13 protein-coding genes and 1 pseudogene are annotated in these 11,132 nt (G+C 66.2%); 13 read left to right on the top strand and 1 reads right to left on the bottom strand.

Annotated elements, in window-relative coordinates; genetic code table 11:
- Window positions 1-49 precede the first annotated feature (49 nt).
- The 3 genes and pseudogenes from PSR88_RS03850 to PSR88_RS03840 all read left to right on the top strand — a co-directional run.
- Window positions 50-283, top strand: a pseudogene (locus PSR88_RS03850) (TetR family transcriptional regulator); the annotation flags it as partial.
- A 26-nt stretch (window positions 284-309) separates the two neighbouring features.
- On the top strand, window positions 310-894 hold the full coding sequence (locus tag PSR88_RS03845; RefSeq protein ID WP_029538098.1) for a hypothetical protein: 585 nt from the start codon (window positions 310-312) through the stop codon (window positions 892-894).
- A 125-nt stretch (window positions 895-1,019) separates the two neighbouring features.
- Window positions 1,020-1,664: a TetR/AcrR family transcriptional regulator gene (locus PSR88_RS03840; protein ID WP_016880689.1), complete on the top strand. Its 645-nt coding sequence runs from the start codon at window positions 1,020-1,022 to the stop codon at window positions 1,662-1,664.
- A gap of 60 nt (window positions 1,665-1,724) precedes the next feature.
- On the opposite strand, the gene PSR88_RS03835 is transcribed toward PSR88_RS03840, so the two are convergent.
- Complete coding sequence (locus tag PSR88_RS03835; RefSeq protein WP_029538095.1) at window positions 1,725-2,465, bottom strand: IclR family transcriptional regulator; 741 nt, start codon at window positions 2,463-2,465, stop codon at window positions 1,725-1,727.
- Window positions 2,466-2,601: 136 nt separating this feature from the next.
- Between PSR88_RS03835 and PSR88_RS03830 the strand changes: the two genes are divergently transcribed.
- From PSR88_RS03830 to PSR88_RS03785, 10 genes are all read left to right on the top strand, one after another.
- On the top strand, window positions 2,602-3,156 hold the full coding sequence (locus tag PSR88_RS03830) for a 2,4'-dihydroxyacetophenone dioxygenase family protein (RefSeq protein WP_029538092.1): 555 nt from the start codon (window positions 2,602-2,604) through the stop codon (window positions 3,154-3,156).
- A 518-nt stretch (window positions 3,157-3,674) separates the two neighbouring features.
- Complete coding sequence (locus PSR88_RS03825; protein WP_016880686.1) at window positions 3,675-4,847, top strand: CaiB/BaiF CoA transferase family protein; 1,173 nt, start codon at window positions 3,675-3,677, stop codon at window positions 4,845-4,847.
- The gene (locus PSR88_RS03820; protein WP_016880685.1) at window positions 4,831-5,379 is read left to right on the top strand and encodes a MaoC family dehydratase N-terminal domain-containing protein; all 549 of its coding nucleotides are present in this window, start codon (window positions 4,831-4,833) and stop codon (window positions 5,377-5,379) included. The genes PSR88_RS03825 and PSR88_RS03820 overlap by 17 nt, the downstream gene beginning before the upstream one ends.
- Complete coding sequence (locus PSR88_RS03815; RefSeq protein WP_011594006.1) at window positions 5,380-5,790, top strand: MaoC/PaaZ C-terminal domain-containing protein; 411 nt, start codon at window positions 5,380-5,382, stop codon at window positions 5,788-5,790. It abuts the gene before it with no gap.
- On the top strand, window positions 5,787-7,601 hold the full coding sequence (locus PSR88_RS03810) for an acyclic terpene utilization AtuA family protein (protein WP_016880684.1): 1,815 nt from the start codon (window positions 5,787-5,789) through the stop codon (window positions 7,599-7,601). The genes PSR88_RS03815 and PSR88_RS03810 overlap by 4 nt, the downstream gene beginning before the upstream one ends.
- Entirely contained in the window at window positions 7,598-8,761 is a 1,164-nt protein-coding gene (locus PSR88_RS03805; RefSeq protein ID WP_016880683.1) for an acyl-CoA dehydrogenase family protein, read from the top strand. Before PSR88_RS03810 ends, PSR88_RS03805 begins: the two co-directional genes overlap by 4 nt.
- A gap of 122 nt (window positions 8,762-8,883) precedes the next feature.
- Window positions 8,884-9,390 carry a hypothetical protein gene (locus PSR88_RS03800; RefSeq protein ID WP_016880682.1) on the top strand — a complete coding sequence of 169 codons (507 nt, stop codon included), beginning with the start codon at window positions 8,884-8,886 and terminating at the stop codon, window positions 9,388-9,390.
- A gap of 49 nt (window positions 9,391-9,439) precedes the next feature.
- Entirely contained in the window at window positions 9,440-9,736 is a 297-nt protein-coding gene (locus PSR88_RS03795) for a hypothetical protein (RefSeq protein WP_192815042.1), read from the top strand.
- A 129-nt stretch (window positions 9,737-9,865) separates the two neighbouring features.
- Window positions 9,866-9,991, top strand: coding sequence for a hypothetical protein (locus tag PSR88_RS03790; RefSeq protein WP_016880681.1), 126 nt, complete (start codon window positions 9,866-9,868; stop codon window positions 9,989-9,991).
- Window positions 9,988-10,737 (top strand): MBL fold metallo-hydrolase, encoded by a 750-nt coding sequence (locus tag PSR88_RS03785; RefSeq protein ID WP_016880680.1) that lies wholly within the window; start codon window positions 9,988-9,990, stop codon window positions 10,735-10,737. The genes PSR88_RS03790 and PSR88_RS03785 overlap by 4 nt, the downstream gene beginning before the upstream one ends.
- Window positions 10,738-11,132: the final 395 nt, after the last annotated feature.

The following is an 11,132-nucleotide window of genomic DNA, read 5'->3' as shown; positions in this document are numbered from 1 at the left end:
CGGTAGTGTCGGGCCAGCTCAGACGAGATAGGGGAGTGGGCACGCAGACATGACCGAGCGAATCACCGATGCACCGAACTGCCTTGACCGGCGCGAGTCGCGTACCCGCGCCGCACTCGTACGCGCAGCCCAGTCATTCGTGGCGGCTGAGAAGCTGACCGCCTCGATGCTCGAGGTCGCCCAGGCCGCTGAAGTCGGAATGGGGGCGTTCTACAACCACATTCAGACCGAGGAGGAGCTCTTCCACGTGGCCGTGGAGGAGGCCCTCGACCGCCACGACGCGTCGTCGGCGGGATGCTGATGGCTGGAATGGGTTTGATGCAGCGGTTGCTCGGACAGGGCAGATTCGAACCGATTCGCGTGGTGGCCGACGTGAGTGCGGCCAGTGAGGCAAATAGAGAAGAGATTCCCGTGGAGCAGGTCGTCGCGCTCCTGCGGGAGCGTGTGTACGGCGCGATGACGTGTTTGGCGACGCTCGCCGTCCTCGTCCGCTATACGGCTCCCGAGGCGAGCCCATGGTCTCGGGTCCTCGATGTCGCGGTGGCCACCGGCGGGCTCTGGGCGGCGAGCCTGCTGGCCGACTGGGTAGCGCACCTCGGCGCGCACCACAGTGCTCCGCGCGGACGGGCAGCGCTGCGGATGTTGCAGGCCTCCGGCCAGATTGTGGAGGCCGCGGTCTTGCCCCTGCTGATATTGGTCGCCGCCGCCGTCGGGCTGTTGAGCCTATCCACGGCGATGTGGATCGCGATGTGGATCCTCGTCGTCGAACTGGGGGTCATTGCTCTGTTTGCCGTGAGAATGGCCCAATTACGTTGGTGGCAACAGCTGTTCACTATCGCAGGTTTGGTCGGTGTGGGCGTACTCGTGGTCGGCATCAAGATCCTCGGCCATTAGCTAGTCCGTGTGTGGCTGCTGCTTGCGGACTGGAGTGGCTGCCAAGTTTGAGGAATTCGTCAATATTGATGACGCCCGGGTAGTGTAGGGCAAGGTCGGACGGATCAGGAGAAGGGCACGCAGGCATGACCGAGCAGATCACCGATGCACCGAACCGTCTGGAACGGCGCAAAGCGCGGACCCGCGCCGCACTCGTGCGCGCAGCCCAGTCCTTCATGGCGGCCGGAAAGCTGACCGCCCCGATTCTCGAGATCACCCAGGCCGCTGATGTCGGAATGGGGTCGTTCTACAACCACTTTCAGACCAAAGAGGAGCTCTTTCACGCGGCCGTGGAGGAGGCCCTCGACCGCCACGGCGCGATACTCGACGAACTGACCGCCGATCTGGACGACCCTGCCCAGATCTTTGCGCAGAGCTTCCGTCTGACCGGACGCCTGCATCGCAGGAATCCCGAACTGAGCAAAGTTCTGCTCCGCGACGGGCCGAGTCTGGTCAGCTCGGACAAGGGCCTGGCGCCGAGAGCTCGCCGCGACATCGAGGCAGCCGCCCGTGCGGGCAGGTTCAGCGTGCGCGATCCCGAACTGGCCCTGACGATCACAGCGGGGGCCGCACTCTGTCTGGGTCAACTGCTGCACGAGCACCCCGAACGTGACGACGCGGAGGACACCGACCAAGTCACTGAGGACCTGTTGCGCATGTTCGGCATCTCGGCCGACGAAGCCCACGAAATCTGCAGACGCCCCTTACCCGACGCTAACGATCAACCCTGAGGCGCAACCGCCACATAGCCGCTCGGAATCTCGCCCGGCGCGCGCCGGGTGTTCAGGCTTTCAGCTCAGTTTGAGCCCGTATCGCGGGCCGAGGCTGGCGATGGCCTTCTTGAGCTTTTCGCCGATATCGTCGAGACCCTCCGCCGCCGACGCGTCGACGGCCGCGCTGATCGCCGCAATCAGACTGCCGTCGGGTGCCAGCAGAGGCGTGGCCACGGCGTATGCGTCTGCGAGCGTGACTCCGCGGTTGAAGGCGAGTCGGCGGGAGCGGATCTCGGGGAGCTCGGTGAGGAATTGTCGGACTTCGCTTGCCTGCTCGGGGGCGGCGAGGTCGAGGAGGCGGTACATCTCGTCGTCGGGGACGTTGGCGAGCACGGTTTTTCCGGCGGCGGTCGTGTACAACGGGCGCCGGGCGTGGGTGCGGGCGACGAAGGTGAGGCTGGGTGATTCTTCACCCGCGAGGTCGGTGAAGACGATGGCGTCCCCGACGCGTACTGCGACGAGGACGGTGCATCCGAGGACCTCGCCCAGCTCGGCGACGAATTGGTGATCGAGCGAGAGCGCGGCCAGCTTGTTCGCGCGTGCGGCAAGGACGAACGGCCCCGGTCCTAGGTGGAACCGGCGCTCCTCCTCGAGGAGATACCCGCGGGCGAGCAGTCCGTTGGTCAGCTCCTGCACGGAGCTCTTCGCCGCGCCCAGGGCGGTTGTCAGTTCGGCCAACGTCACCCCGCGCGGGCTCAGAGACACGGTCTCGAGGATCTCGATCACGCGGTCGACTGTGCGATGCGGGCGAGCAGGCATGCCGGTGACCCTAGCAAACACCGCACACAGTCGGGCTCCACCTCTTGCGACGAGGCGTGGGTCACAGTAGTCTTCACACATGATCCGGAAATCCGGTTCTACATCCGTAAATCCGTACGCACGAAGGGGTCGAACCATGACCGCACCAGTCTCTCCCGGGATGATCCGCACCAAGACCGGCGTCCCGCTGCCGTTGGTCGCGTTGCCGCAGGATGACCTCCTGACCGTGAATATCGATGAGATCCCGCTGCTCGAGGACGCTATGGGCCCGGGGATCCATATTCAGCCGCTGCGCCTGGACCCCGAGAAGGGGCAGGTGGTACTGATGGCCACCATGGCGCCCGGTTGCCTCCTACCCGTCCACTACCACACCGGTACCGCCGAGGTGTGGACGTTCTCGGGCTGCTGGAAGTACGCCGAGTACCCGGATCAGCCCCAGGTCGCCGGCTCCTACCTCTACGAACCCGGCGGCTCGGTCCACACGTTCTACTGCCCCGAGGACAACACCGAGGACACCGTCGTGCTGCTGTGGATGGAAGGCGCGCAAATCGGATTCAACCAGGACGGCACCTTGCATTCGATCAATGACGCAACCTCCATCCAGCATGTGACCGAGACGGTCGCGGTGGCTCAGGGCACCGGACCGGTCGGCTACATCCACGGCGGCTCCGCCGGCGTCATCAAGTCCTGACCCTTCCCTGCCTCCACGATCGCCGCCCGCGCGCGGCATCACACCCGCGCCGGGCGGAGTCACCCGGGTCGTCCGCGACGGCAGTTCGAAATGGCCGAAAGATGATGTCGTGCAGGTGGGCAGCTCCACGATCTTGTCGGGCGACACCTGCAAGTTCGGCTGCGCTCACCCTGTCCTGGCTGCCGCCGGCGACCCGGGGTTGGCAGCCCCTGCCTCGACCACCTGATCTGCGCGCGATCCACCGTGGGTTCGCACCGATCAACCATTGTCGAACCGGTCGGGCCCTCGGACATGGCCGTGCTGATGCTGCTCACCGCCAGATGTCTGGCCTGTGTGCAGTGCCGAGTAAGTCTGCAATAACGCATTTCATCGACAGAAATCACGGAAACTTTTGCGCACCAGAGGTATTGGGCGCCACAGGAAAGGAGGTGCTGCTCTGGTGACGACGCGTGCAGCGACGAGACCACCACTGCGGCGATGCCGCGGTCAACAACTCCTGATCGGAGAGGCAAGCAATCATGTCCGCGTTTGACGGCATCCGGGTCCTGGAATTGGGCCAAATCTACAACGGTCCGTACTGCGGACTTCTTCTCGCCCAGCTGGGCGCCGAGGTCATCAAGATCGAGCCGCCCGGCGGCGAGCAGTTGCGCTTCCGCTCACACCAGCCGGTCGAGTCCCACGAGTTCGTGATGCTCAACTCCAACAAGATCAGTGTGGTCCTCGACTTGAAGACCGACGCCGGTCGCCACGCGCTGCTCGACCTGGCCGAGACCGCCGACGTGCTCATCGAGAACTTCGCGCCGGGCACCATCGAGCGGCTCCAGCTCGGCCCGGAGCAACTCCTCGAGCATAATCCGCGTCTGATCGTGGCCCGCGGCAAGGGCTACGGGTCCACGGGCCCGTACGCACACATGTCGGCGATGGACATCACCGTGCAGGCGATGTCCGGCAGCGCCGCGGCCACCGGAATGCCCGACGGTCCACCGACCAAGGCGGGCGCCGCATTCGTGGACTTCTCCGGCGGCATCCACCTGTTCGGGGCGATCAGCGCGGCCCTGTTCCAGCGCGAGCGCACGGGGCGGGGGCAGCTCGTCGAGGTGTCGATGCACGACACCATCTACCCCATGCTGGCCTCCAGTCTGGGTGGCCTGCACAACAATCCAGGCCGAAAGCTGCCCGAGCGCACCGGGAATCGGCATTCGGGCATGGCGCTCGCGCCGTACAACATCTACCAGGCCAGCGACGGATGGCTGGCGATCATCTGCATCTCCGAACGGCACTGGCGCGGTGTCGCGACCGCACTGGGCCGGCCCGAGCTGGTCGACGACCCCAGGTTCGCCAAGGAGAGCGAGCGGGCCGCGAACATCGAGGCGGTCGACGACGAGGTGTCGGCGTGCACCAAGACCCGCACCCGCGCCGAACTGGTGCGGGATTTGCAGGCCGCCGGTGTGCCGTGTGCGCCGGTCAAGTCGATCCGGGAGATCGACACGGACGAGCACCTGATCGAGCGCGGCATGATCCGGTACGTCGAGCACCCGGCGAGGGGTCGGGTGCCGGTACCGGGATGTCCGCTCAGGCTCAGTGACTCGCCGGTGGGACCACTGCGCGCCGCCCCGCTGCTGGGGCAGTCGACAGAGGAGATCTTGGCGGAACTGTCCGGTGAGGAGCCCCAGCATGTCCCCACTGCTTGAATCCGGCACTGCGCTGGCGGCGTACTACGCCCAGACGCAACCCCGGACGGGAGAGGTTCTCGCACGGCGCAGCCTCGGCACCCTCGAGGCGGTGACCATCGGCCGCTACGCGATGACCATCGGCGCCATCGATCCGAAGCACTACGATCCGGCGCACGCACGCGCGGCCGGGTACGCCGATGTCGTGGCGCCACCGAACATGCTCGCCGCGATCGTGGAGTGGGGTCTGGGCACCCCCGAGGCCCGGCTGCAGCCCGACGGAACCCCGCACGGCGGGGACATGCCCCTCGGTGACGGCGACCTCGGGCTGCGTGTGATGGGCGCCGGCGAAGAGATGGAGTTGGTCAACCCCGTGATCGCGGGCACGGAGGTGGTGCTCGAGACCACCCTCGCGGCGGTCACCCCCAAACAGACCCGGGCGGGCAGCTGTGTGTTCGTCACCACCATCAACACCTTCATGTCCGCCGAGGGTGCCGTCCTCAACCGGAACCGGCGCACCGTCGTACTGCGCAACCCCCTCCAGGAGTCCTAAATGTCCATCAGCTTCCAGCCCGGAGACAGGCTGCCACCGCTCGAGCACACGGCTACGCCCTTTCAGTTGTTCCGCTACAGCGCGGTCACCTGGAACCCGCACCGCATCCACTTCGACGAGTCCTATGCACGCGAGGAGGGCCATGACGGTGTCGTGCTGCACTCCCACCTCCGGGCGGCACTCGCCTTGCGGTGCGTCACCGAGGGCCTCGGCCCGACATGGCACGTCACGAAGGCCGCCTACCGCCTGCGCAGACCCGTCTACGCACCGGCGGACCTGACCTACACCGCCCGGGTGACGGCGGCCGAAGATGACAGCTTGACCCTCGAACTCATCGAGCGGCACCCCTCCGGTGAGGTGGGCTTCGAGGGGACAGCGTGGGTCAACAAGACAACGGGAGCAACAACATGACATCAGCACCGGGACGAGGGCAACGTCCGATCCGCGTGGGGAATTGCTCCGGCTTCTACGGTGACCGCGCCTCCGCGATGGCCGACATGGCCCGAGCCGGCGGCATCGACGTCCTCACCGGTGACTACCTCGCCGAGGTCACGATGCTGATCCTCGGCAAGGCGCGCGCCAAGGACAGCACCAAGGGCTATGCGACCACCTTCCTGCAACACGTGGACGCAGCACTGGATCACCTCGTCGCGAACGGGATCCGGCTCGTCGTCAACGCCGGCGGACTCAACCCCGCCGGGCTGGCCGACGCAACCCGCGCCCTGATCGCCGGCCGCGGTTACGACCTACAGGTCTCCCACATCGGAGGCGACGACGTGTTCGGCAGCCTCGACGAGCTGCAGCAGACCGGCCATTCGCTGCCACACCTGACCACCGGCGAGCCGCTCTCGTCCTGGCCGCACCGCCCACTGACGGCCAACGCGTACCTGGGCGGATTCGGCATCGCCCGCGCCCTGGCCCGCGGCGCCGACATCGTCATCACCGGCCGCGTCGCCGACGCCGCGTTGGTCGTCGGTCCCGCCGCCTGGTGGTGGAACTGGGCCCCCGACGACTACGACGCGCTCGCCGGCGCCGTCGCGGCCGGACACGTCATCGAATGCGGACCGCAGGCGACCGGCGGCAACTTCTCCGGATTCCGCAACATCGCCAATTTCATGCAACCGGGATTCCCGATCGCCGAAATCGACACCGACGGCTCCTCGGTGATCACCAAGAACCCGGGCACCGGCGGCGCCGTCACCCACGACACCGTCACAGCCCAACTGCTCTACGAGATCGGCGAACCCGCCTACCTCAACCCCGACGTGATCGCCCACCTGGACACCGCCGAGCTCACCGACCTCGGCGACGACCGCGTCCGGATCCGCGGCGTGCGCGGCTCGGCGCCACCGGCGACGACCAAGGTCGCGATCACCGGGGTGGGGGGCTGGGAGAACAGCATGATCCTCGCGCTCACCGGCACCGACCTCGACGCGAAGGCGGCCCTCGTCGAACGATTCGTGCACCGCGAGATCGAGGCCGCGGACGGGCTCGACGCGGTCACGATCACGCGGATCGGTCAGGCCCGGCACGATCCCGACAGTCAGAATGCGGGCACCGCGCTGCTCCAGATCGCAGTGCAGGGCACCAAGGAGGCCGCCGGGCGCGCCTTCTCGTCGCGGATGGTCGAGCTGGCCCTGTCCAGCTACCCCGGGTTGTACACCCTCGGCCCTCCACAACCGGGGTCCGCGTTCGGTGTCTACTGGCCCGCACTGCTCGACCAGCGAATGCTCGACCACATGGTCCACCACCATGACGGCACCACCGAGATCATCGCCCCCGGCACGCCACACGACGGGGGTCTCGAGGCACCCCCGCCGGTCGAGCTCTTCCCCGCGCCGTCGGTGCGAGCGCCCTGGACCGACGCACCACTCGTCATCGCCTCACTCGGTGAGATCGTGCATGCCCGCTCCGGCGACAAGGGCGGCGACGCGAATCTCGGCGTCTGGGTACGCGACCGGGGCGCATGGCAGTGGCTCCAGTCGACCCTCACCGTCGACGAACTCCGACGCCTCCTCCCCGAAACACACGAATTGGCCATCTCGCGTTACGAACTACCCAAACTCGGTGCGGTCAACTTCCTCATCCGGGGGATGCTCGGCAGCGGTGCCACCTCGACACTGCGGCTCGACTCCCAAGCCAAGGCACTCGGCGAGTGGCTGCGCGCCCGCAACACCAAGGTACCGCGATCTCTGCTCAACACGTCAGGAGCGCACTGGTGAGCGATCCCGACGAGAGCAACGTCGACGTCGTCCGCAAGGCAACCCGAGAGCTGGCCCACAAGTTCGACTACGACTACTGGCGCACGAAAGACACACTGGCCCAGTACCCGTGGGAGTTCCTCACGGCATTCGCCGAGGGCGGATGGCTCGGCGCGCTCATCCCCGAGGAGTACGGCGGCCTCGGGTTGGGCCTCGCCGAGTGCGGCGTGATGATGCAGGAGATCGCCGCATCGGGTGCCGGCGCGAGTGGCGCCTCGGCGGTCCACTTCTACCTGTTCCCACCCGCACCGATCATCCGTCACGGCTCGGAGGAGATGAAGCAGCAGTTCCTGCCCAAGCTCGCCCGGGGCGAGATCCTCATGGCGTTCGGTGTCACCGAGCCCACCGCCGGCGTGGACACCTCGCGCATCACAACTAAGGCCGAGAAAGTCGCCGGCGGCTGGGTGGTCAACGGCCAGAAGGTCTGGATCACCAACGCACAGAACGCCCACAAGATCCTGCTGCTGGCGCGCACGTCCGCCCGCAACGAGGAAAGACCGCTGGACGGGATGACGCTCTTCTTCACCGACCTCGACCGCGACCGGATCACGATCCGCGAGATCGAGAAACTGGGCCGGTCGGCGATCGACTCCAACGAACTCTTCATCGAGAACCTCGAGGTCCGCGACGACGAAGTCGTCGGTGAAACAGGCAGGGGCTTCAGCTACCTGATCGACGGGCTGAACTCCGAGCGCATCGTAGTGGGACTGGAAGGCGTCGGTATCGGTCAGGCAGCACTGGAGCTGGCGACGAAATACGCCAAAGAGCGTGTCGTCTTCGACCGGCCCATCGGCCAGAATCAGGCGATCGCCCACCCACTAGCGGATTCCTGGATCCGGCTGGAATCGGCTCGACTGATGGCGATGCACGCCGCCGAGCTCTACGACAACCACCAGGACTGCGGCAAGGAGGCCGCCGCGACCAAATATCTGGGCGCCGAGGCCGGCTTCGATGCCTGCGACCGGGCCATGTCCACGCACGGTGGCTACGCCTACGCGAAGGAATACCACGTGGAGCGGCTGTGGCGGGAGGCGCGGCTGCTCCGCAACGCACCGTTCTCACAGGAGATGGTCCTCAACTACATCTCCGCGCAGGCGCTGAAGCTTCCCCGCGCCTACTGACTCCGATCACCACACGCGATGAATGCCGCCATTCGCTCCGTTCTGACACTCACAAGCATCACGAATAGGACAGCCGGATCGAGTCGAATGACTCGTGATGGAAGCAAGATAGGAGGGAAGTAGTGTCGAATTCGCTATTGCACGGTGAGGTGCTGGTGACAGATCATCTCAACGTCGGCAATCATTTGGCGCTGGTGATCGACGAGGATCAGGATCGCCTCAAATCGATGAAACGTACGTTCTCCTCCGGCGCACCGGAGAACACGGTCTTCCTGGTCGACGCGTCCGAGGGGCGCGCGCTCATCACATCCGTCGATGAGATCCTCTCACTGCATCGCGGACCAGGAAAGGTCGTAGTATTCCTTCGCGCGGACCCTGGCAGCTGGACTACAGCCGCGGTCCTGGCAGGGATACGGCACCACACACGCTTCGAACGAGTCGATGTCGTTGCGGTGGCAGCGGGAACGCCAGACACACTCCCCGTGCAGATCACCGACTTTCCCGGATTGCGAATGGTGCCACCTGGCAGGCATTCGTGCGACCTGGTCGTCAGGTTTCTCGAAGCCCACCTGACCGATTCGGCGGGCACTGAACGCGGGCGCACGCGCGCTATCGACCACACTCGCTGACAACGAACCCTGAACCGTTTGAAGACCGCGAGTACTCATGGGGGGATCGGTGCCACGCGCCGGTGTCGTCGAGTCGCTGAAGGCGCCCGTCGAAGACCCGCTGTCGGCCGATGTGGCGCTTGTCGGTGGCGCTCGTCTCGCCGTCTGTCTGACGAGGGTGGTGACGAAGAACGTGCAGGATTCGCCGATCGATTCGAAGTGGCAATCCAACTCGACGGGCCGGGCGTCTGGCGGGAAGTACGAACTGGACCCACACGGCAAGACCAGGGCGGCGCCGCGGGGTGTCTCACATGCCGGGGAGCGGCAGCACCACCCACCACGCGGCGTACCGACCCTGACCGTGTGAACACAAGAACAGCGCAGATGGCCCACCCACACCGCCTCGCCGACCAGGTGATCGACCGGATCAACAAGAAAACCGATGTTTACCACGTACGCACGTTGCCCGTTGGACAACGCAAAATGGAGGAGATACGTGAGGGTCGTGTCAGAGGACCAGACGCTCGTCGACAACAACGCGCTGGGCTACAGCCAGGTGAGCGCGCAGGTCACAGCGAACACGCGAAACGCCTGCGGCAGGCTGGCAGTGGTCACGCGATGAAGCCCGCCGAAATCGCCGAGGGCGTGTTCTTCGTGCACTCCGAGATGGTCAACTGGGTGCTGCTCACCGAAGGTGACGCGGTGACTGTGATCGACACCGGATACCCGGGGCAGCGTGGCGAGGTGGAGGAATCGATCCGAGCTATCGGACGGGATCCTCACGGCATCGAGGCCGTGCTCATCACGCACGCGCATGTCGACCACATCGGAAGCGCACAATATCTCGCCGAGACTTACGGGGCGCCTGTACTGGTACACCCTGCCGAGGCAGCTCATGCCCGGCGTGAATGCCATGAGGTCGCGACCCCCTGGGACGTGCTCAGCAACATCGGGCGCCCCGGAGTCCTGTCCTGGGCAATGAAACTGGTGCGTCTGGGTGGCACCGCCAAGTACGGCATCGACTCCCCGACCCCGATGCCCGTACTTGGTGCCCTGACCTGCCCGGGTGCCCCCGTTCCGGTTCTCGTGCCCGGTCATACCTCCGGGCACACGGTTTATCACCTTCCCGATCACGGTGTGGTGATCTCCGGGGACGCCTTGATCACCGGGCATCCGACCTCACCCATCTCCGGTCCCCAGCTACTGCCGCAGTGGCTCAACCACTACTACGGCACGGCCGCCGTGTCACTGGACATCATCGGAGAGCTCGGCGCCGACATACTTCTGCCCGGCCACGGGCCGATCCATCGCGGTTCCCTCGCCGAAGCGGCCGCGACCGCGCGTGGGCGTGCCGGCTTCACCCTGTGAGATCGGGCCCTAGCGTGGGCCTGCGCCCCGTCCTGGCAGCCTGCCGGGGTGACGCCGGCGGCCTCGTGCAGGTATCGGACGGATCTGTTCGGCGGCCGCCGTGGTGCGTACGCGTCGGCAGCACAGTCCCAGAACAGCAGCGGCTGAGCTTCCAATTCCGCGGCGAACTCGGCCGTGTCACGTCCCTGCTGCAGCACTGGTTGCTCGGCGAGGAGGAGTACCGGATCCATCGCCCCTCTGCCCCAAGCGCGATCTGCCTCGGTCGGAACGGCGGTGCGCATTCCTCGAGGCTTGCGGCAGGGCGCGGCTCGGGCGGAGGCCTCCAGCGCGGAAGCAGACCGCTCCGGTAGCCGGCCCGGTTGGAGGCGGCTGTCGTAGTACGGGCTCGAGGACGC

This window comes from Rhodococcus sp. DK176 (assembly GCF_038447315.2).
Lineage (GTDB): Bacteria > Actinomycetota > Actinomycetes > Mycobacteriales > Mycobacteriaceae > Rhodococcus_F > Rhodococcus_F jostii_A.
This window is presented reverse-complemented; position numbering and strand designations above follow the sequence as displayed.

Bases quoted from the DNA above. Each gene is read 5' to 3' on its own strand.
- PSR88_RS03830 (WP_029538092.1), top strand. From the start codon at position 2,602: ATGACCGCACCAGTCTCTCCCGGGATGATCCGCACCAAGACCGGCGTC.
- PSR88_RS03810 (WP_016880684.1), top strand. From the start codon at position 5,787: ATGACATCAGCACCGGGACGAGGGCAACGTCCGATCCGCGTGGGGAAT.
- PSR88_RS03815 (WP_011594006.1), top strand. From the start codon at position 5,380: ATGTCCATCAGCTTCCAGCCCGGAGACAGGCTGCCACCGCTCGAGCAC.
- PSR88_RS03785 (WP_016880680.1), top strand. From the start codon at position 9,988: ATGAAGCCCGCCGAAATCGCCGAGGGCGTGTTCTTCGTGCACTCCGAG.
- PSR88_RS03845 (WP_029538098.1), top strand. From the start codon at position 310: ATGGGTTTGATGCAGCGGTTGCTCGGACAGGGCAGATTCGAACCGATT.
- PSR88_RS03820 (WP_016880685.1), top strand. From the start codon at position 4,831: ATGTCCCCACTGCTTGAATCCGGCACTGCGCTGGCGGCGTACTACGCC.
- PSR88_RS03825 (WP_016880686.1), top strand. From the start codon at position 3,675: ATGTCCGCGTTTGACGGCATCCGGGTCCTGGAATTGGGCCAAATCTAC.
- PSR88_RS03840 (WP_016880689.1), top strand. From the start codon at position 1,020: ATGACCGAGCAGATCACCGATGCACCGAACCGTCTGGAACGGCGCAAA.
- PSR88_RS03835 (WP_029538095.1), bottom strand. From the start codon at position 2,465: ATGCCTGCTCGCCCGCATCGCACAGTCGACCGCGTGATCGAGATCCTC.